The 20,714-nt window shown below is 52.6% G+C and carries 20 protein-coding genes and 1 pseudogene; 18 read left to right on the plus strand and 3 right to left on the minus strand.

Annotation, left to right across the window (positions count from 1 at the left end):
• Position 1: 1 nt before the first annotated feature.
• From CTH_RS05435 to CTH_RS05455, 5 genes are all read left to right on the plus strand, one after another.
• Positions 2 to 247, plus strand: a complete 246-nt coding sequence (locus CTH_RS05435; protein WP_107753276.1) for a thioredoxin family protein — start codon at positions 2 to 4, stop codon at positions 245 to 247.
• Positions 248 to 418: 171 nt separating this feature from the next.
• Positions 419 to 1,078, plus strand: a complete 660-nt coding sequence (gene sdaAB, locus CTH_RS05440) for an L-serine ammonia-lyase, iron-sulfur-dependent subunit beta (RefSeq protein WP_107753278.1) — start codon at positions 419 to 421, stop codon at positions 1,076 to 1,078.
• Positions 1,079 to 1,093: 15 nt separating this feature from the next.
• Positions 1,094 to 1,975 carry an L-serine ammonia-lyase, iron-sulfur-dependent, subunit alpha gene (gene sdaAA / locus CTH_RS05445; protein WP_107753280.1) on the plus strand — a complete coding sequence of 294 codons (882 nt, stop codon included), beginning with the start codon at positions 1,094 to 1,096 and terminating at the stop codon, positions 1,973 to 1,975.
• 1 nt (position 1,976) lies between these two features.
• The gene (locus CTH_RS05450; RefSeq protein WP_107753281.1) at positions 1,977 to 2,405 is read left to right on the plus strand and encodes a hypothetical protein; all 429 of its coding nucleotides are present in this window, start codon (positions 1,977 to 1,979) and stop codon (positions 2,403 to 2,405) included.
• A gap of 597 nt (positions 2,406 to 3,002) precedes the next feature.
• Positions 3,003 to 3,938 carry a transposase gene (locus CTH_RS05455; protein WP_318262788.1) on the plus strand — a complete coding sequence of 312 codons (936 nt, stop codon included), beginning with the start codon at positions 3,003 to 3,005 and terminating at the stop codon, positions 3,936 to 3,938.
• 864 nt (positions 3,939 to 4,802) lie between these two features.
• Here CTH_RS05455 and CTH_RS05460 read toward each other — a convergent pair.
• Positions 4,803 to 5,174 (minus strand): helix-turn-helix domain-containing protein, encoded by a 372-nt coding sequence (locus tag CTH_RS05460; RefSeq protein WP_159073824.1) that lies wholly within the window; start codon positions 5,172 to 5,174, stop codon positions 4,803 to 4,805.
• Positions 5,175 to 5,369: 195 nt separating this feature from the next.
• Between CTH_RS05460 and CTH_RS05465 the strand changes: the two genes are divergently transcribed.
• From CTH_RS05465 to CTH_RS05500, 8 genes and pseudogenes are all read left to right on the plus strand, one after another.
• Positions 5,370 to 6,047 (plus strand): formate dehydrogenase accessory protein FdhE domain-containing protein, encoded by a 678-nt coding sequence (locus CTH_RS05465; RefSeq protein WP_159073825.1) that lies wholly within the window; start codon positions 5,370 to 5,372, stop codon positions 6,045 to 6,047.
• Positions 6,041 to 6,613: a twin-arginine translocation signal domain-containing protein gene (locus CTH_RS14515; RefSeq protein WP_242947926.1), complete on the plus strand. Its 573-nt coding sequence runs from the start codon at positions 6,041 to 6,043 to the stop codon at positions 6,611 to 6,613. Before CTH_RS05465 ends, CTH_RS14515 begins: the two co-directional genes overlap by 7 nt.
• 48 nt (positions 6,614 to 6,661) lie before the next feature.
• Positions 6,662 to 9,022: a formate dehydrogenase-N subunit alpha gene (gene fdnG / locus CTH_RS05470; protein ID WP_242947925.1), complete on the plus strand. Its 2,361-nt coding sequence runs from the start codon at positions 6,662 to 6,664 to the stop codon at positions 9,020 to 9,022.
• Positions 9,023 to 9,024: 2 nt separating this feature from the next.
• Positions 9,025 to 10,302, plus strand: coding sequence for an Ig-like domain-containing protein (locus CTH_RS05475; protein ID WP_078666301.1), 1,278 nt, complete (start codon positions 9,025 to 9,027; stop codon positions 10,300 to 10,302).
• A gap of 468 nt (positions 10,303 to 10,770) precedes the next feature.
• Positions 10,771 to 11,985 (plus strand): annotated as a pseudogene (gene ltrA, locus CTH_RS05485) (group II intron reverse transcriptase/maturase).
• A gap of 133 nt (positions 11,986 to 12,118) precedes the next feature.
• The gene (sdaAB, locus tag CTH_RS05490; protein WP_078664869.1) at positions 12,119 to 12,778 is read left to right on the plus strand and encodes an L-serine ammonia-lyase, iron-sulfur-dependent subunit beta; all 660 of its coding nucleotides are present in this window, start codon (positions 12,119 to 12,121) and stop codon (positions 12,776 to 12,778) included.
• A gap of 17 nt (positions 12,779 to 12,795) precedes the next feature.
• Positions 12,796 to 13,683 carry an L-serine ammonia-lyase, iron-sulfur-dependent, subunit alpha gene (gene sdaAA, locus CTH_RS05495; RefSeq protein WP_078664868.1) on the plus strand — a complete coding sequence of 296 codons (888 nt, stop codon included), beginning with the start codon at positions 12,796 to 12,798 and terminating at the stop codon, positions 13,681 to 13,683.
• Positions 13,680 to 14,183 (plus strand): hypothetical protein, encoded by a 504-nt coding sequence (locus CTH_RS05500; RefSeq protein WP_078664867.1) that lies wholly within the window; start codon positions 13,680 to 13,682, stop codon positions 14,181 to 14,183. The genes sdaAA (CTH_RS05495) and CTH_RS05500 overlap by 4 nt, the downstream gene beginning before the upstream one ends.
• A 406-nt stretch (positions 14,184 to 14,589) precedes the next feature.
• Here CTH_RS05500 and CTH_RS05505 read toward each other — a convergent pair whose 3' ends face one another.
• Positions 14,590 to 15,495, minus strand: a complete 906-nt coding sequence (locus CTH_RS05505; RefSeq protein WP_079906594.1) for a radical SAM protein — start codon at positions 15,493 to 15,495, stop codon at positions 14,590 to 14,592.
• On the opposite strand from CTH_RS05505, the gene CTH_RS14110 reads away from it, so the two are divergent.
• On the plus strand, positions 15,488 to 15,625 hold the full coding sequence (locus CTH_RS14110; protein ID WP_159073826.1) for a hypothetical protein: 138 nt from the start codon (positions 15,488 to 15,490) through the stop codon (positions 15,623 to 15,625). The genes CTH_RS05505 and CTH_RS14110 overlap by 8 nt on opposite strands.
• On the opposite strand, the gene CTH_RS05510 is transcribed toward CTH_RS14110, so the two are convergent.
• A complete protein-coding gene (locus CTH_RS05510) occupies positions 15,588 to 16,130 on the minus strand; it encodes a DUF362 domain-containing protein (RefSeq protein WP_107753285.1) in 543 nt (180 codons plus the stop codon). The two genes, CTH_RS14110 and CTH_RS05510, sit on opposite strands and share 38 nt — an antisense overlap.
• A gap of 275 nt (positions 16,131 to 16,405) precedes the next feature.
• Between CTH_RS05510 and pyrR the strand changes: the two genes are divergently transcribed.
• The 4 genes from pyrR to CTH_RS05530 all read left to right on the plus strand — a co-directional run bounded on the left by pyrR (position 16,406) and on the right by CTH_RS05530 (position 20,693).
• On the plus strand, positions 16,406 to 16,927 hold the full coding sequence (gene pyrR, locus CTH_RS05515; RefSeq protein WP_078664875.1) for a bifunctional pyr operon transcriptional regulator/uracil phosphoribosyltransferase PyrR: 522 nt from the start codon (positions 16,406 to 16,408) through the stop codon (positions 16,925 to 16,927).
• Positions 16,928 to 17,057: 130 nt separating this feature from the next.
• Positions 17,058 to 18,359 carry a uracil-xanthine permease family protein gene (locus CTH_RS05520; RefSeq protein WP_078664864.1) on the plus strand — a complete coding sequence of 434 codons (1,302 nt, stop codon included), beginning with the start codon at positions 17,058 to 17,060 and terminating at the stop codon, positions 18,357 to 18,359.
• 125 nt (positions 18,360 to 18,484) lie between these two features.
• Positions 18,485 to 19,420, plus strand: a complete 936-nt coding sequence (locus CTH_RS05525; protein WP_078664863.1) for an aspartate carbamoyltransferase catalytic subunit — start codon at positions 18,485 to 18,487, stop codon at positions 19,418 to 19,420.
• On the plus strand, positions 19,407 to 20,693 hold the full coding sequence (locus CTH_RS05530) for a dihydroorotase (protein WP_107753290.1): 1,287 nt from the start codon (positions 19,407 to 19,409) through the stop codon (positions 20,691 to 20,693). The genes CTH_RS05525 and CTH_RS05530 overlap by 14 nt, the downstream gene beginning before the upstream one ends.
• Positions 20,694 to 20,714: the final 21 nt, after the last annotated feature.

Raw genomic sequence — 20,714 nt, forward strand, 5'->3', positions numbered from 1 at the left:
AATGTTGAGTATCAAGGTTTTGGGCTCTGGTTGTGCTAACTGCACCAAACTGGAGGCCCTGGTCAAGGAAGCTATTGCTGAGCTGGGAGTAGAGGCGGAAGTGAGCAAGGTGCAGGACTGGCCGCAGATCATGGCTTACGGGGTGATGGCCACGCCGGGGCTGGTGATCAATGAAAAGGTGGTTCATGCCGGTTCGGTACCGGATAAGGCTAAGGTAGTAAGTTTAATTACATCAGCACTGGTATAGATAGAGTTGACGGAGCCGGCCAGGGGCTATCTGGGCCATTTGCTGGCCGGAAAAGAGAGCCTCAGTGCTGAACGCTGATTAATAGCCAGGGTTTCCTGGCCTTTTTTCTTGCCTCCGTCCTCTCTCTACAGTAAACTACAAGTGTAAGATTTCCCTGAAGGAGGAACAAGGATGAACATTTTCGATATAATGGGCCCGGTCATGATCGGGCCTTCCAGTTCTCATACCGCCGGAGCGGCCCGGATTGGCCGCCTGGCCGGGATTGTTCTGGGCGAACCGCCCGTTAAGGCGGATTTTTACCTGCACGGCTCCTTTGCCGAAACCTATCTGGGCCATGGCACCGACCGGGCCCTGGTGGGCGGCCTGCTGGGCTTTGACACTGCCGATGAGCGAATTCGCCAGTCCCTGGAGCTTGCAGAAGAGGCAAAAATCAAGCTGGCCTTCCACAAAACCGATCTGGGGGATGTGCACCCCAATACCGTCAAGGTGGTAGTGCGGGGACAAAGCGGTAAGGTGGTGGATCTGGTCGCCTCCTCCATCGGCGGGGGCAACATCCGGGTGGTCAATCTGCTGGGCTTCCCGGTGGATTTTTCCGGTCAGTTCCATACCCTCATCATTCCCCACCGGGACCGTCCCGGTCTGATTGCAGCGGTCAGCGGCCTGCTGGCTGAAAGCGGAATTAACATTGCCCAGATGAAAGTGACCCGGGAACAGCGGGGAGCAGAGGCGATTATGATCATTGAAACTGACCAGAACTGTCCGGAATCCCTGGCTAGCCAAATCAAGGGGATAGCCAATATTCAGGATGTAATTGTCGTTAAGCCACTGTAAAGGAAGGGAAATAAGATGTTAAGCTATTTAAAAGTACAGGAGCTGGTGGAAGCAGCGGAACGGACAGGCCAGAAACTGTGGCAGGTGATTCTCACCGATCAGGCTCAGGCACTGGGGCGCGACCAGGAGGAGCTATGGCAGGAGATGCAACACAGGCTGCAGGTGATGCGGGAATCGCTGGCTAAAGGCCTGAGCGGGGATAATATCTCCGTCAGCGGCCTGAGCGGGCGGGATGCGGGCAAGGTGCAAAGGGCGCTGGCGGCAGGGCGCCTGCTGGGCGGACCGGTACTGGACGGAGCCATCCTGAAGGCCCTGGCTATCGCAGAGGTGAATGCGGCGATGGGCAGGATCGTGGCTGCTCCGACAGCGGGTTCCTGCGGCATACTGCCTGGAGTGCTGTTAACAGCAGCGGAGGTATTGCAGGCTTCGGAAGAGGAACAGGTGGCAGCCCTTTTCACCGCTGCCGGGATCGGGATGGTGATTGCCAAAGTAGCAGGCGTATCGGGAGCAGCTGGAGGCTGCCAGGCTGAATGCGGCAGTGCTTCAGCCATGGCGGCAGCGGCAGTGGTGGAAATGGCCGGGGGTACACCGGCCCAGGCTGCTCACGCCTGTGCCATCGCTCTGAAAAATATTCTGGGTCTGGTCTGCGACCCGGTGGCCGGGCTGGTGGAGGTGCCCTGTATCAAACGCAATGCTGCCGGTGCAGCCAACGCCCTGGTGGCCATCGATCTGGCTCTGGCTGGGGTTAAGAGCGTTATCCCGGTCGATGAAGTGATTTCGGCTATGTACCAGGTAGGACAGGCCCTGCCGGCTAGCCTCAAGGAAACAGCTTTAGGCGGTCTGGCGGCCACTCCTACCGGCTGCCGGCTGGCCCGGGAGCTGCGTCAGGAGGGATAATATGAAAAAAAGCTGGAAGTATACTCTGATTATCTTTGTCCTGCTGGCTATACTGGCAGTGTTCTGGCGGCTAATGCCAGGTTGGAATACTAAGCAGCAGGGCCAGGGCAGTGGTGAAATCGTGCCACAGCAGCTCGCTTCCTTGCCCCGGGTAGAGCTGGTTACCGGGCCGGAAGCAATACGGCAGATTGCCATGATGCACGGAAAACCCATTGACCTGGCGGAAGGATATATCGCCAGCTACCGTAATGGTGAAAAGGAAGTAACTCTGTGGGTATCCGTATCCGCCAGTGCGGAAGCAGCGGCGGCTCTGTTCAGGCAAATGGATGAGAAAATGCCGACCAGTCCGGTTTTTACCGGCCGTCAGGAGCTGGACCTCGGGGGCCAGAAAGTGATCAGAGTGGAAGGTATGGGACAGGAGCACTACTAATGGGTAAAAGGGAAAAGCAACTACTGGGTGGCTGTAACCGGTCTTGATGGCAAAGAAGTGGCGACGGACCCATTCACGGCCCAGGTGCACAGAAAATCAAGGGGTGAAAGGATATTTCAAATACTTATGGACAAATCAAGCTCGTTTTGGTATCTTCTTATTAGCGATTATTGGTTGTCGCCACGGATGGTTGGCAGCGGGCTTGTGCGGTGTTTTCACAATGCCCGCATTTTCTTTTAAGAGCTAATTGCGCTGTCAGAAAATCCTGACAATCCAAGGGATTAGCGAAAGGGCGAAAATAAATTTACCCCAGAAAAAGGTGTATAGAAAAGGGTTTTTAGCGCAAAACAAGAGGTTGTGGGAAAAATTCACCCCAGCCTCAAATGTTGTAAAAAATAAGCAACAGGCATCCACCTGTGGTAAAATTGAAGTTGAAAGACAAACAATTCCACACAGGGAGGGATGCCTGTTATGGCTATTATACCACAAATTAAGCTATTTGAGTAGACAGAACAAGTACCGTCGCCCTGGGCATACACCCGGTTTTTAAAGGCGCTGATGAAACAAGAGAATTTAATAGACGAGATGTTCGATAAAATGGTGAAGCAATTGTCTGAAATGTTACCGGACTTTGGCAAGAACCTGGCTATGGACAGTAAGGCAATTTCATCATTTGCCAAACACAAAAATAAAAAGGGAGAAACAGACGGTCGCCGGGATACAGATGCGGACTATGGCAGGAAGGAATATAGAGGGGTGTACGAGAACGGTAAGGCATGGGAGAAGATCGTGAAATGGTTTGGGTACAAACTGCATCTGATAGTTGACGCGACCTATGAACTTCCGATAATATTCAGTTTAACGAAAGCGTCGGAGTCTGACATAAAAGAGGGGCATCGAATGCTGGAACGGATGGAGGAAAAGCAAGCAGAAATACTCAAGAGGGCGGAAACCATGGTGGCAGATAGAGGGTATGATGATACAAAACTAATAACAAAGTGCTGGGATAAATACCGAATAAAGCCTGTTATTGACATACGTAACTTGTGGAGAGATGGGGATAGAACGCGGCTACTGACCAATTACAAGAACGTGGCCTACAATTACAAGGGCAATGTATATTGCTATTGTCCGGAAACCGGAACGCAACGAGAAATGAGTAATGGTGGTTTTGAAAAAGACAGAGGGACACTAAAGAAGTTATGTCCGGCAAAGCGGTACGGAATCAAGTGTCAGGGAATGGAACAGTGTTCAGTTAGTCAGGGAATACGTATACCGCTAGCGGAAAACCGACGGATTTTCACGCCGATCGACCGGGCAAGTTATAAGTGGGAAAAAGAATATAAAAAACGCACAGCAGTAGAACGGGTAAATAGCAGACTCGATGTATCCTTTGGATTCGAACTGCATACCATTCGGGGCATGGCCAAAATGAAGCTGCGGTGTGGACTGGCCCTGTGTGTTATGCTAGCAATGGCGATAGGGCGAATTCGGGAAAATCAGGCAGAGAAGATGCGGAGCCTAGTAGCTTAAAAAGGAGAAGAAAAGCATCTCTAATATGGGCAAAAAGTTACAGGCCGGATGATTAAGAAGTCATTTTAGGGCTAGTGGGATTAGTGCGCCCTTTTTTAGGATTTAAAAAAAGAGAGATAGCGTTATCCTTGCTAAACAACTGAATGATAATGTTTAAAAAAATTTATTTATAATATTTTTAGCAATTTTCATTCTGAAAAAGGGTACATCACAAAAAGCATTTTTAAAGGAGTTTCTTGACGAATGGGCTTTTGAACTTCTTCCAGTAAGAATCTTTGTCCTTTGCATAAGACAAAAAGCTCTCCGCTTAGAGTTTCGCGAACTTCGACTCGCGTTTTAACTGGATAGTTTGTTTTGAGCTATTCGTTACAATTTTATAAATTTTGCCTTTGTATGATATTGTTTCGCCTTGGTGGACAGTGCGCCTTTCGCAGTAGCACAGGATATATTCAAGAGATTGTCCTTCGCCTAAAGGAACAAATGCACTTTCCGGATCACAGGTTGGACTGTAAAAAGCTGGTTATGTCTCCTAATTAGTTCTGGGAGAACCTGGTTTGCTTCTTCAATAGAGTTGATATTACGAAGTCGCAATTCTACCATCCAGCAATCTTGTAGTGTGCCAAAGAGGCGTTCGATTCTTCCCTTGGCTTGAGGAGAAAGGGCTTTAATATGGGTTATACCAATTCCTGCACTTCCGTATCCTCACGTGGGCGAAAAACTGCTGAGACAATTTCTCCAGTAGCATCGTCAATAGCTGCAATTAGAGTGAAAGGTGCAGACCGGTCTTCAAGCCAAGGATGAAAGCTACCATCTATTTGGACCAACATACCTGCCTGAGTTTTTCTGTTCCTTGGGCGATGAGCTTTAGGAGGACGTCTTTTTCTTAGGTGGAAGATTGGATTCGCAACGAATTCTGCGAATAGTAGAGGGGCTGACAGTAATCCCCTCATGCTCGGCTAGTAATTGGGCTAAATGATGATCATTGCAGTTGCGGTAGCGTTCGCTTTTGAGAATGTTCTGGATAGTATTTCGCAGCTCATTTGATAAAGCATGTGCCGGTTTTCGCCCGCGGTTTTTATGGATAATTCCGGTTTCTCCCTCCTCCAAGATTCTTTTTTTAAGGCGAAAAACCTGGCGAGTACTTAAATTCAGTTCGATTGCAGCTTCGTTAGCTGTGATAAGTCCTTGGATATGTTTCATAATTACCATGTAACGCTTCAATTCTTTTTTGCTCATAGTGATTCTCTCCTGTCCCATAGTGACATTTTATCAGAAGCGTTACAATATGACAATATCATAGACGTACGACAGTTTTATTTTTGTCTTGACAAAACTTTAAAATCCAGAGATAATGAGAATGAAAATCAATCTCTTAGAAAAGGGGAGGGAAGAAAATTGTTCAGCCTTATTTCACATACAGGAAAAGAGTTCATGCAAGAGCTTGTGGCTTTACAGGCAAAGCAGGCTGCTGTTATTCAAAGTGAACAGCTATTTGGGGAAGAATTTGTCATTTTTTGGCAAAAAGTGGGGCGGCTGTTGCTAAAAACGGACAAAAAACATGCTGAAATCATTGCACATCTGCTGGAAAGGGGTGAGGAAGTCTATAGATCTCTTCTGAAGACAGAGACTCCTGACCATATCCCGACTGAGCTAATCGGCAACTGGATCGAATGGACTTTACGGCCCTGGTATCTGGCCAAAGGCAGAAAAACAACTACTGCTAAAGACCATAAGTGCCCGGTTTGTAATTGCAGCGCTGATCTGGCCATTTTAGAGGCAGCCGACGGGAAGAAATATCTGGCCTGCAGCTATTGTGAGGTGCGCTGGCCCGCTCCCAGGCTGAAATGTCCCGCTTGTGGCACAACCGACCATCAACATTTAGGCTATTTTTTTGTCAATAATGCACCAGAACAACAAATTCACTATTGCCAGCAATGTAAGACTTATATAAAAACCCTGGATTTAAGACACTGTGCAGCTATGAAAGAACTGCCAGACCTGTTGTTAGTGCGGCATCTGTTGTCCCATCTGGATGTGCTGGCACAAACCAGGGGATATACCGGTCTGGCTGAGAAAATCACCGGCTTGGAGGGGAGAAAAATATGTTAATCAGCCGCAGGAGATTTTTGCAACTAATCGGGGTTTCGACAGCGGCCACTTTAATTTCCGGTTTGGAGTTTCTGCAACCGGATACCGCTAGCGCCATTAGCATCAAATTGACTGATGCTGTTGCTACGCCAACCATTTGTTCCTTTTGTTCAGTTGGCTGCGGGCTGCTGGTTCATACCAAAATAAAAGACGGTGTACCAGCACTGATTAACATTGAAGGAGATCCTGACCATCCCATTAACCGGGGGTCTGTTTGCAGCAAAGGAGCAGCCTCTTTTCAAATCAGGGAAAATAGCCGCAGAATTACCACTCCCCTTTATCGGGCCCCGGGGAGCAATGCCTGGGTGGCCAAAGACTGGAACTGGATGCTGGACACTATTGCCAGTCGGATAAAAACCCTGAGGGATGAGACTTTTATAGAAATGGAAAATGGCCTGACGGTGAACCGGACTGAAGCCATTGCCTGTCTGGGGGGAGCGGCCCTGGATAATGAAGAAGCCTATCTGCTCACCAAATTCATGCGGGGGCTTGGGGTAGTTTATTTAGAACATCAGGCCCGGGTTTGACATAGCTCAACTGTTGCCGGTCTGGCAACAACTTATGGCCGTGGGGCTATGACCAATCACTGGATTGATTTGCAAAATACCGACTGTGCTCTGATAATCGGCAGTAATGCAGCGGAAAACCATCCGATCGCCTTCAAATGGCTAAATGAAGCCCGGAGAAAACGGGGAGCTAAAATAATTCATGTTGATCCTCGTTTCAACCGAACTTCAGCCCAGGCTGATATTTACATAAAACTGCGGCCTGGGACGGATATCGCCTTTATGGGCGGGTTGATCAATTATGTTCTTACCGGAGGCTATTATGACCGGGACTATATGCTGGCTTACACCAATGCTGCTTATCTGGTCAATCCTGGCTTTAAATTTGAGGATGGGCTGTTTAGCGGCTATGACCCGGTGAACCGCAGCTATAACCAGGACAGCTGGAGCTTTCAACGGGATGCCGCTGGCAATATTCTTACCGATCCTACCCTGACCAATCCGGCTACCGTCTGGCAGCTTTTAAAACAGCATTATTCCCGTTATACTCCGGAACGGGTGGCGGCTACTTGTGGCATGACGGTGGAGGAATTTTTGCAGGTGGCTTCCCTTTTTGCCGCCACGGGGGCCCGGGATAAGACGGGGACCATTCTGTATGCCATGGGGGCAACCCAGCACAGTGTAGGCTCACAAAATGTCCGTTCCTATGCCATTTTACAGCTGTTGCTGGGGAATATCGGTAAGCCGGGGGGAGGCATCAATGCTCTGCGGGGTGAATCCAATGTTCAGGGCTCTACTGATCTGGGCTTGCTCTATGACAGTTTGCCGGGCTATCTGGCCTCCCCCACCAGCAGTCTTAAACACCAGAACCTCACTGAATACAACAAAAATGAAACTCCGGCGCAGGGGTACTGGGTGAATAAACCCAGGTTTATGGTCAGTTTGCTCAAAGCCTGGTATGGCCCAGCAGCGGTTGCGGAGAAGGACTTTGCCTATCATTATTTGCCGAAGCGAAATGCAGCCAAAAACTATTCCTATATCAACCTCTTTGAAGACATATATGAGGGCACCATCAAAGGCCTGCTTTGTTTTGGACAGAATCCGCTGGTATCAGGGCCTAATGCCGGGAAAACTGCCAGAGCCCTGGCCAAACTGCAATGGCTGGTGGTAGCGGATTTGTGGGAAACGGAAACTGCTGCTTTCTGGAAAGCTCCGGGGGTAAATCCAGCAGAAATCAATACTGAAGTCTTTATCTTGCCGGTAGCAGCGGCGATTGAAAAATCAGGCTGCATCACCAATTCCGGGCGCTGGCTGCAATACCGCTGGCAAGCTTTAAATCCCCCGGGGCAGGCCCAAAATGATGCCTGGATCGTGCATAACCTCTGTTTAAAACTAAAAGGCCTCTATGCTACCAGCCTGCAGGCTAAAGATGAGCCCATTCGACAACTATACTGGCCTTATGGTGCTGCCGGGGAACCGGATCTGAATCAGGTGCGGCTGGAAATGAACGGCTATACTGTGGCGGACGGAATGCCGGTCAGCGGGTTCAGTCAGCTCCAGGCCGATGGCTCTACCGCCTGCGGGATCTGGATTTATTCCGGTTTCTATACGGCAACAGGAAACAAGAGCCAGAACAGAAACAATGTGGATGATAGCGGCATAGGCAGCTACCCGGGCTGGGGTTATGCCTGGCCTGCCAATCGGCGCATTTTGTATAACCGGGCAGCCGCGGATCCACAGGGCCAGCCCTGGCATGCCGATAAAGCCGTAATCTGGTGGGATGGCCTGCGCTGGACCGGCAAAGACGTGCCTGACTTCAATGCCAGTCTGAGCCCGACAGCTGCAGGAGGCAACAAGCCCTTTATCATGTTACCGGATGGGGTAGGAGCTTTGTTTGGCAAACTGAAAGACGGGCCATTCCCCGAGCATTATGAACCCTATGAAAGTCCGGTAGCCAACCAGTTTTCTTCAGTACAAACCAATCCGGTACTTAAACCTCTGACCACTGCTTTAAATGCCAGGGGGACATCCAGTGCCTATCCCTTTGTTGCCACTACTTACCGGGTGTCGGAACACTGGCAAACCGGGGCCATGACCCGCAACTTACCCTGGCAGGCGGAGCTGATGCCGGAGATGTTCGTAGAAATCAGTGAAACTCTGGCAGCGTCCAGGGGAATCGCTAACGGAGACTGGGTGATTGTCTCTTCCGCCAGGGGAGAGATCAAGGCCAGGGCGCTGGTTACAAAAAGGGTCAAGCCCTTGCCGGTAAATGGTCAGTTGATAGAACAAATTGGCCTGCCCTGGCACTGGGGGCACCAGGGCGTTGTAACCGGGGAAATGGCCAATGTGCTCACGCCGAATATAGGTGATGCCAACACCATGATCCCGGAATATAAAGCATTTCTGGTTAACATCAGGAAGGTGGTGTAACCATGGCCAGAATGGGAAAATTCATCGATTTAAGCAAATGCCTGGGTTGCCGTGGTTGCCAGACTGCCTGCAAGCAATGGAACAATTTGCCGGCGGAAATTGAGGGCTTTAGTGGCAGCTATCAGACTCACCGGGATACTTTGCCCCGCACCTATACCATTGTAAAAATGAAAGAAATTGAAGAAAATGGCAAGCTGGAGTGGCATTTTCGTAAACATCAATGTCTGCATTGTGGTGAACCCACCTGTGTCCGGGTGTGTCCCCATAAGGCGCGCAAGCAGATGCCTGAAGGCGCAGTTTACCGGCAGGGGGGTTGTCGCGGTTGTGCCTATTGTGTGGTAAAATGTCCCTTTGGCGTGCCCAAAATCGGCAGCGATAAAAAGAGTTACAGTTGCTGGCTCTGTTATGACCGCATTACCAATAATCTGAAACCGGCCTGTGCCACCGCCTGTCCTACCGGGGCCATCACATTTGGGGTTTGGGATGAACTGGTAAACCAGGCCAGAACCAGACTGGGGGAAGTGCTTTCCCGCTGGCCGAAAGCTAATTTATACGGGGCAGATTTTCTGGGGGGTACAGGTGTGTTCTACCTGCTCTTACGGGAGCCGGAATTTTATGACCTGCCGGTTAATCCCCGGGTACCAGCGCCGGGAAGCTGGTATGGTTCTGCCAATAGCACCCCCGAGTGCTATACCTGTCATGACAGTGAGCCGGTAGCAAATGTTATTCACCCTGCTGAAGGGCAGACTGTTTCCGGGACCATTCAAGTAACTGCCTATGCTGACAGTCAGCAGACAATTACCAGGGTAGAATTCTACCTGGATGGAGCGTTGATTGGGACAGCAACCGGAACTCCTTATACTATCAACCTGGATACGACCCGTTACAGTAATGGTCTTCATACTTTGAAAGCCAAACCTTATACTGCCATTTCCTCTGGCGAGAGCAAAACCACTACCTTCTACATTCAAAACAGTCAGCAAGCTCCTGCTTCGGCACCTGATACCACTCCGCCCAAAGTAAGTTTTCTGGCGCCTGCTGCCAATAGTTCTCTGAAAGGGACTGTAGTAGTGAAGGTTAGTGCTACGGATAATGTGGCTGTAGCCAAAGTGGAGTTGTATGTCAGGGACCAGCTGGCCGGGGTCAAACTGGAAGCTCCTTTTGACTTTACGCTGGATACGAGCAAATATCCCGGCGGGAAAGCTACACTGAAAGCAGTGGCTTATGATAGTGCTGGTAACAAGGCCTCTGCCCAGATCAATGTGAAGTTTACTCGCTAGCCAGGGTTTCCTGGCTTTTTTCGTGCGCCCGGCATGGGCGTTGTCTATAGGGTGAAAGTCCCGAACGGCGAAGGTAGCAGTAGCCGTAGCTTAAGACAAGGGTGTCCACCGTGAGGTGGAATCTGAAGGAAGTCGGCGGCAAACCTCCGGCCCGACGAACAGGAACCACATAAGAGGCTAGCGGCAGTTGGATGAGCTTGCGAAACAAAGCGAAGTCCTTGCTACCGAAGGCTGCCGAGAGTAAATGTGGCGGGTAGATGGAGGGAAAGACAGCGCTCTTACCCGGGGAGGTCTGCCGGAGATGTTGGTAATGCCAATAACCCAGGTTGTAAGGCCTGGCTGAACCGGCAGAAGTCAGCAGAGGTCATAGTAGCCAGTACAGACGTCAAACTGGTGAAGGGCCGAACACAAAGCGAGGGATGGACTTGGCACGTTCGAGAGATACACAAAGACAGCAGAAAACCCCATATGGGGGGGGTGGAGGAGAACAAAGGTGCCCCAGGAATCGACCAGGTCACGGTAAAAGACCTCCGGGACTACGTAAGGGAGCACTGGGACAGAATCAGGGAAGAACTTCTCACGGGAACCTATAAACCGCAACCGGTACGCCGGGTCGAAATCCCGAAACCTGGCGGCGGAACAAGGTTATTAGGAATCCCAACCGTCATAGATCGCCTAATCCAGCAGGCCCTCCTGCAAGTGCTTACTCCCATCTTTGATCCGGAGTTTTCCCCGTACAGCTACGGGTTTAGACCCGGACGCAGGGGACATGATGCGGTCAGACAGGCAAGGAAGTACGCAGAGGAAGGATACACCTGGGTGGTAGACATGGACCTGGAGAAATTTTTCGACCGGGTAAACCATGACATCTTAATGGCCCGTGTTGCCCGCAAAGTGAGAGACAAGCGGGTACTAAGACTTATCCGCCGCTATCTTCAGGCCGGAGTAATGGTCAACGGAGTAGTAATGGACACTGAAGAAGGCACTCCCCAGGGAGGGCCATTGAGTCCATTGCTGGCTAACATAATGCTGGATGACCTGGACCGGGAACTGGAAAGACGAGGACACAGATTCGTGCGCTATGCGGACGACTGTAACATTTACGTCTGAAGTCAGCGAGCTGGGGAGCGGGTGTTTGAGAGCATTAAATTCTTCCTGGAGGACAAGTTAAAACTCAAAGTAAATGAGACAAAGAGTGCGGTAGACAGGCCGTGGAAGCGGAAGTTTCTGGGCTTCAGCATGTACAGAGGGAAAGACAGAGTAGGAATCAGATTAGCCCCGGAAACAGTTAAACGGGTAAAGAATAGACTTCGGGAAATGACATCACGAAGCAGGGCAGAGAAGATTTCGGACCGCATCAAGAGCATCAATGCCTACCTTGGAGGCTGGATAGGATACTATGCGCTGGCGGAAACGCCGGGCGTATTCCAGGAAATCGAAGGGTGGCTAAGGCGAAGATTGCGGATGTGCGTCTGGAAACAATGGAAACGTGTCCGAACCCGATACCGTGAGCTGCGGGCCCTGGGCCTACCGGAGCGAGTAGTCCATATAATGGCTAATGCCCGTAAAGGCTACTGGCGAATGTCTCGACAATTAAATAACGCCCTGAACAATGCCTACTGGCAAAGTCAGGGCTTGAAGAGTTTGACTGAACGTTATCATCGCATTCGTCAAGCTTGGTGAACCGCCGTATACCGAACGGTACGTACGGTGGGGTGAGAGGACGGGGGTTAATCACCCCCTTCTACTCGATTTGCCTTCCCACCTAAACTTCGGTTAAACTACTACTGTAAGTAACCATGAAGGAGGCACAGGAATGAACATCTTGGATATACTGGGCCCGGTCATGATCGGGCCTTCCAGTTCCCATACAGCCGGTGCCGCTCGCATCGGCCGGCTGGCTGGCATTGTGCTGGGCGAGCCTCCGGCAGCAGCGGATTTTTACCTGCACGGTTCTTTTGCCGAAACTTATCAGGGCCACGGCACTGACCGGGCCCTGGTAGGCGGCCTGCTGGGTTTTGACACAGCCGATGAGCGGATTCGCCAGTCCCTGGAACTGGCCGCGGCGGCTGGCATCAGCATCTCCTTTAACCGCACAGATCTGGGGGATGTCCATCCCAATACCGTCAAAGCGATGGTGAAAGGGAAAAGCGGCAAGACCATCGACCTGGTAGCTTCTTCTATCGGCGGGGGCAATATCCGGGTTGTGGAGCTGCTGGGCTTCCCGGTGGACTTTTCCGGCCAGTTTCACACCATCATCATCCCCCACCGGGATCGGCCGGGACTGATCGCTGCTGTCAGCAGCCTGCTGGCCGAAAGGGGCATCAATATCGCCCAGATGAAGGTGACCCGGGAGCAACGGGGGGCGGAGGCCATCATGATCATTGAAGCAGACCAATCTTGTCCAACCGAGTTAGTGGAGCAGCTAGCCGCTATTCCGGATATCAGGGACGTTATCACTGTCAGGCCGTTATAAGGAAAGGAGCAACAGGAATGTTCAGCTACAACAAGGTTCAGGAATTGGTGGACGCAGCGGAAACCAAAGGGCAGAAGCTGTGGGAGGTTATTCTTGAGGACCAGGTTCATGTCCTGGGCCGAACCAGGGCAGAGATCTGGAATGAAATGGAACAGCGGTTGGAAGTGATGCGGGAAGCCCTTGCACGGGGCTTGAATGGGGACAACCTCTCTGTCAGCGGTCTGAGCGGCCGGGATGCCGGCAAGGTGAAAAGGGCGCTGGCAGCAGGGCGCCTGCTGGGGGGACCGGTGCTGGATGGGGCCATTATGAAAGCTCTGGCGGTGGCTGAGGTGAATGCGGCCATGGGCCGGATTGTGGCCGCACCGACTGCCGGATCCTGCGGGATTTTGCCGGCGGTGCTGTTCACTGCCGCCGATGTGCTGGGTTCGAGCCGAGAGGAGCAAGTGGCAGCTCTGATTACCGCTTCCGGTATCGGCATGGTCATCGCTCGCATCGCCGGCGTATCAGGGGCTGCGGGGGGCTGTCAGGCCGAATGCGGCAGCGCCTCGGCCATGGCAGCAGCAGCGGCAGTGGAGATGGCGGGAGGTTCACCAGCCCAGGCCGCCCACGCCTGTGCCATCGCTCTCAAGAATATCCTCGGTCTGGTCTGCGACCCGGTGGCCGGGCTGGTGGAAGTTCCTTGCATAAAGCGCAATGCTGCCGGTGCAGCCAACGCCCTGGTGGCCATCGATCTGGCTCTGGCTGGGGTTAAGAGCGTTATCCCGGTCGATGAAGTGATTTCGGCTATGTACCAGGTAGGACAGGCCCTGCCGGCTAGCCTCAAGGAAACAGCTTTAGGCGGTCTGGCGGCCACTCCTACCGGCTGCCGGCTGGCCCGGGAGCTAAGAAAAGGGGGAGAAGAATGAAAAAGCACTGGAAAATTTTATCCATCGCTTTAGCCCTGCTGGCTGCCATAGCCATCATCTGGCGGCTGCCGGGCCAGAGCGCTGAGTCACAACAGGCGGAGCTGGTGCCACCGCAACTGGCGTGGCTGCCCCGGGTAAAACTGGTATCGGGGCCGCCGGCCATCCAGCAGATTGCCATGATGCACGGTAAACCTCTGCAACTGGCCGAGGGCTATATTGCCATCTACCAGAGCGGGGACAGTGAGATTATGCTGTGGTTATCAGTATCCAATAACGAGGAAGAGGCGCTGAAACTGTTCCAGCAAATGGATGAAAAGATGCCGGCCAGTCAGGTCTTTACCGGCCGGCAGGAGCTGAAAATCAAAGGCCAGCAGGTGATTCGGGTAGAGGGTATGGGTCAGGAACATTATTACTGGGTACAGGGTAAGTACAACTACTGGGTAGCGGCCAACGGGGTGGCAGGCAGACAGGCGGTGGAGGAGTTAGTTGAGAAAAAATAAGTCATAAAATAATAACAAACAAATGTTTGAGTGTTTATTTGGAGTATGCTATAATTTTTTTGAGGAAGGAAATGGCATCATCTCCCTGGGGAGGGGGTGAAAGGATGTTTCCAAAGCGCAAAGAAACAAATATTAAAGGGAAAATACTTCTGATACTGTTATTGACTAGCATGTTGCTATCGATATTGAAAACAGGAATTCCCTTGACAATAAACATAACTCCTGCAGGGATTTATATCAAATTCAATTAAAACTATTTTATGTTTGAATCAACTTCAGCCATTTCCTTCCTCTTCTACCTTGAAATTTTTCTTGAACTATGTTATTATAGTTATGCGCTTTGGAAACATGTTGTCAAGGGAAGTGTTTTCCCGCAAAAGGCTGTTTGCACAGCCTTTTTTCTTTTTTAATCAATTAAACATAACCCCAAATCCAGTGCCCACTGGCGGGCCTGGGCCAGTTCGGTGCCGGTGATGCGCCGGCGCAGGGCCGGTTCCTGCCTGGCCTGAAAAGCAGGATAATATTGTCCCATGATATTGATGGCAGTATGGGGGGAGATTTCCTGAGCCAGGAATTCCACCACTGCCCTGGTACCGGCCAGATCCTCGGGCAGTACCAGGTGGCGAACGATGAGACCCCGGCGGGCTAGGCCCTGCCCATCCACCTCCAGGTCGCCAACCTGCCGGTGCATCTCCTTGATGGCCTTACGGGCAACGGCGAAATAATCCTTGGCATCGGCCAGGCGCCGGGAGACAGCGGGGGAGACAAATTTCAGGTCAGGCAGGTAGATGTCCACTACCCCTGCCAGCAGCCTGAGGGCGCTGACCTCATCATAACCGCCGCTGTTGTAAACCAGCGGGATAGTCAGGCCCCGGGCCGCGGCCAGCTCCACTGCTTCCAGGATGGGAGCGACGAAATGGGACGGGGAAACGAAATTGATATTGACACAACCCTGTTTTTGGAGATAAAGCATGATTTCCGCCAGCTCAGAACTTGAGACTTCTTCACCCGCATCCGCTTGACTGATGTCACAATTCTGGCAGAAAATACAACGCAAATTGCAGTTACTGAAAAAAATGGTGCCGGAGCCGCCCTGGCCGACCAGTACCTCTTCCTCGCCAAAATGGGGGGAATAGGAGGCGACCAGGGCCCGGGCGCCGGAACGGCAGTAGCCTTTCTGGCCTTCCAGTCGATTGACCCCGCAGTGGCGGGGACAGAGATGGCAGCTGGCCAGGGCAGCCCAGGCCTTTTCGGCCCGCTCTGCCAGCTGGCCGCTGGCGTGCAGTTGCCGGTAGGAGGGCGCTATGTCCATAATGATCTCACCTCACATGGGGCGGTTTGATGCCTGCCGCATCAAGGGCGATTTCATAACCATAGGCGGCCTGGCTGAAAAGGCGCTCAGCTTCAACCTGGGCCGTGCAATTCGGCCGGGGGCCAGCTGAGGGCGATGTTCTTGATGCCGAGGGTGACGGTGGCCTCCTGGTGAACCTTGATTTGGGCCAGGCTGATGATGACATCTGCCTCTGCCAGCAGGCGGTTAACCTGCAGAACGGGTAAAAGGGGATGGTTCAATTTTAATTCTAGATAGGGCCCATAGTTTAAATCAACAAATTCCCCACCAGTTTCCTGAATGACATTGAGAAATCCCTGTTGTTGCAAAACCAGAGGAGTAGGGTCACCGCCCGAACCGGCCGCCACTACCAGGCGGGCAGGTTGAAAATCCTGCAGATACAGGAGCAAGCGCTGTAGAGTGCCGGGCCCGGTGATGGTGCCACTGGCTGGAGGCTGGTTTTTAACCAGATTGGGTACTACTACTACTGTATCCCCAGGGCGGAAGAGCTGGGTGTGGGGCAACAGTTCCAGAGCCTGGATCAGAGCATCTCCTTCGTAAGGATGGCGGGTAATGGCGATAAAAGGCTGATGAACGCGACGACGACGCTGATTCATGTTCTCGACCTCCTTCATCAAAGTATAAGGTGGACAGATTGACCGGGGAAAATGTACATTTACCCCAAACTTGTTCTTGCCAAACAAACAATGTTCTGGTAAACTATTAACAGTAAATCCTTTAAGTTAGCCCGGGAGGCTAGCAAGGAGCTGTTTAACAGTACATAAGCTTTACTGGTACTGGGTAAACTGTGCCTGCTTGCTGAACTGGGCAAGCAGGCATTTTTGCTGGAGAGGAGGGAATCCTCGTGGAACTCAGGGAAAAGACCCAGCTCATGGATCCGGAAAGCATCCGCCGCGCTCTTACCCGCATTGCCCATGAAATAGTGGAAAGAAACAAAGGGGTGGAAAACCTGGCCCTGATTGGCATTCGCAGGCGGGGTGTGCCGCTGGCCGAACGGTTAGCAGCCAAAATTGCTGAATTCGAGGGAGTAGCTTTGCCGGTTGGATTGCTGGATATCACCCTTTACCGGGACGACCTGACCACCCTGGCCCAGCAGCCGGTGGTACATAAAACCCAGGTACCCTTTCAGGTAGAAGGAAAAAAAATTATCCTGGTGGATGATGTCCTGTTTACCGGTCGAACGGCCCGGGCTGCGCTGGATGCCATCATTGATCTGGGCCGGCCCCGCTTTATTCAGCTGGCCGTGCTGGTGGACCGGGGACATCGGGAGCTTCCCATCCGGGCTGATTTCGTCGGCAAGAATGTTCCCACCTCCCGCAAAGAGGTCATTTCCGTATATCTGCAGGAAATTGACGGGGAAGATAAAGTAGTTTTACAGGAAATAGTGGAGTAGCCCTTTAAAACTGGTCCTGTGAGGCCGGCAAGGGTGGATATACTAACCGTTAATGTCGGGTTAGTCTGCCTTCCTGCCCTTTCAGGCCGGAAGGCTTTTATTTTACATATCAGAAGAGGAGGACTCATACATGAAGAAACGCTTTGATGTCCACGAAAGACCGCCAATAGGACAGGCCCTGGTCCTGGCCCTGCAGCATGTTTTCGCCATGTTCGGGGCGACGGTGCTGGTGCCTTTCCTGACCGGTCTGGATCCAGCAGTAGCCCTCTTTACTTCCGGGGTAGGGACTATCATCTTTCACCTCTTTACCGGCGGCAAAGTTCCTGCCTATCTTGGCAGTTCCTTTGCCTTTATTGCTCCTCTGGCAGCCTGGGTAACAGGGGCGAAAGACTTACCTGGCGCTATGGGTGGGGCTTTTGTGGCCGGTCTGGTTTATGTTCTGATGTTCTTTTTGATCCGTGCCTTCGGTACGGAATTCATTCACCGGCTGGTACCCAGTGTGGTGGTGGGTCCGGTAGTAATGATTATCGGTTTAAGCCTGGCAGGTGTAGCTGTCAACAACATGGCCTCCTTGCACTGGCCGACAGCCATCTTTACCTGTGTCATGGCTATCATTTTCAGCATCTTCGGCCGCGGTTTTATGAAAGTAATCCCTATTCTGCTCGGCATTATCTCTGGCTATATCTTCGCTATCGTTTGGAACATGGTGGAACCCACCACTATCGGTGAGAACATGAAACTGGTGGACTTTGCTCCCTTTGTCCAGTCGCTCAATCCTGATACATTGCTGGGTTATTTTCATCTGCCCCAGTTTGTTCTGCCCGGTTTCAAGATGGCGGCAATCTGGGCCATTGCACCTATAGCCCTGGTTACCATTATCGAGGACCTGGGCCATGTGCTGGTAATTGGCAATGTGACAGAACGGGATCTGATCAAGGACCCTGGTTTTGACCGGGTCTTGCTGGGGAACGGTCTGGCTACCTCCATTGCCTCACTGTTCGGTGGCCCGCCCAGCACTACTTACGGGGAAAATATCGGGGTACTGGCCATTACCCGGGTGTTCAGCTCCTTTGTTATCTGGTGTGCAGCCGGTATTGCCATCCTGTTGAGCTTTTTCAACCCGGTACGGGTGCTGATCAGTACCATTCCGGTGCCGGTGATGGGTGGAATTGTCATCCTGCTTTTCGGGATGATCGCTGCTGCCGGTATCCGCACCATGATTGAAGCTAAAACCGACCTGTCCAGTACCCGCAATCTGATTATTGTCTCCATCATCCTCATCCTCGGGGTAGGGCTGAAGGACCATGGGGTCAGCTATGCTACCCTGGCGGGGATTATCCTCAACCTGATTCTGCCCCAGGATAAAGTAGAAGATGATGCGGTTCTGACCTTAGAACCTGATACTGTAGAGGAAACAAAACGCCTGCATTAGGAAATACTCCTTTAAGGCAGTCCCGTGAGGCTGGCAAGGAGGGCAAAACAGGCGCGCTTGCTGCTGCCCTTCTCCGGCCTGTTGGGGGAGGGCGTTTTTTGTATAACCGGAAAGGAGGATGGACTATGGCCTGGCAACGCAAGGACCTGCTGGGTCTGGAGGACCTGAGCAGGGAAGAAATCGACCTGATTCTTGATACCGCTGACGCCATGAAGGATATTGTTCTACGCCCGATCAAAAAGGTGCCAACCCTGCGGGGGACGGTGGTACTGACTCTGTTTTATGAACCCAGTACCCGCACCCGTACTTCCTTTGAACTGGCGGCCAAGTATTTGAGTGCGGATACTGTCAATATTGCTACCAGTACCAGCAGTGTGACCAAGGGGGAATCCCTCAAGGACACGGTGCGGACCATCGAGGCTCTGGGTACGGATATTGTGGTTTTGCGGCACAGTGCCGCTGGCTCGGCGGCTCAGCTGGCTAGCTGGGTGAAGTGTTCGGTTATTAATGGGGGAGATGGTACCCATGAACATCCCACCCAGGCCCTGCTGGACATGTTCACAATCAAGCAGCGGAAAGGAACTATCGCCGGACTGACAGTGACCATTGTGGGGGATATCCTGCACAGCCGGGTGGCCCGCAGCAATATCTGGGGCTTGACCAAAATGGGAGCCAGAGTGCGGGTGGTAGGGCCGGCCACTCTGTTGCCCCGGGAGATCGAAAAACTGGGGGTAGAAGTCTATCATAGCCTGGAAGATGCTCTGCCCGGGACGGATGTCATCAATGTCCTGCGCATCCAGCGGGAAAGGCAACAGGCCGGCTTGTTCCCCAGCCTCAGGGAATATGCCTGTCTCTATGGTATCAACCGGGAGCGACTGGCCCTGGCCCGGCCGGATGTGCTGGTTTTGCATCCTGGTCCGATGAACCGGGGCGTGGAAATCAGCCCGGAGGTGGCGGAAGGGCCCTGGGCGGCCATTGAGGAACAGGTAACCAATGGGGTGGCTGTCCGCATGGCGGTTCTGTATTTGCTCAAGGGGGTGCATTCAGATGCTGCTCATTAAAGGAGCGGAAATAGTTAACCCGGCGGGTAGTTATAGCGGCAAAGGGGATATCCTGATTAAGGAGGGGAAAATAGCTGCCATTGGCCCGGAACTTCACCTGGAAGGGGTGCCGGTACTGGCTGCACGGGGATTGCTGGCCTTTCCCGGCTTGATTGATGTCCATGTCCATCTCCGGGAACCGGGACAGGAGGCCAAAGAGACCATAGCCAGCGGAACCCGGGCAGCGGCGCGCGGTGGCTTTACCGCTGTAGCCACCATGCCCAATACCAGCCCCCCGGTGGACCGGGCCATTCTGGTGGAAGGGCTGCGGGCCAAAGCGGAACGGGAAGGGGTGGTACGGGTTTATCCCGTTGCCTGTATCACCAAAGAGCAGGCCGGAGAGGAGATCACAGAAATGGCCGACCTGGCGGCTGCTGGAGCAGTAGCCTTTTCCGATGATGGACGGCCGGTGCCTTCTGCGGCGGTGATGCGGCGGGCTTTGGAGTATGCTAAAATGGTAGGCAGGCCCGTTCTTTCCCACTGTGAGGAACCGACCCTGGCCCGGGGTGGGGTGATGCATGAAGGTTACTGGTCTACCCGCCTGGGGCTCAAGGGGATTCCGGCAGCGGCGGAGGAAATCATGGTGGCCAGAGAGATAATGCTGGCCCGGGAGACCGGGTGTCCTGTCCATCTCTGCCATCTCTCCACTGCTGGCAGTGTGGAGCTGTTGCGCTGGGCCAAAGCCCGGGGTATACCGGTAACAGCGGAAGTAACTCCCCATCATCTGACTTTAACAGCAGCGGCGGTAGCTGGTTATGATACCAGTACCAAAGTCAATCCGCCCCTCAGGGGGGAAGAGGATCTGACTGCTTTAAAACAAGCTTTGGCCGAGGGGATTATAGATATTATCGCTACTGACCACGCCCCCCACACCAGGGAGGAAAAGGAACAGGAATATGATCTGGCTCCCTTTGGCCTGGTGGGGCTGGAAACGGCGCTGGCCCTCTGCTGGCAGGAGCTGGTTGGAAAGGGCATCCTGACCCCGGCCCAGCTGGTAGAAAAAATGGCGGTCAATCCGGCCCGCCTGCTGGGCATTGAGGGAGGGCGGCTGGTGGAAGGAGCTGCGGCTGACCTGGTGCTCTTTGACCCGCGACGGGTAGAGACGGTAACTGCCGAAAGCCTGGTCAGCAAAGGCAAGAATACCCCTTTTCTGGGCTGGACTCTGACTGGCTGGCCGGTTACCACTATTGTCGGAGGCAAACTGGTCATGCAGGAGCGCAAACTTTTGGTCTAATTCAGCAAGGGAAGGAGCTGG

Origin of the sequence: Carboxydocella thermautotrophica (assembly GCA_003054495.1) — a bacterium.
Taxonomy (GTDB): Bacteria; Bacillota.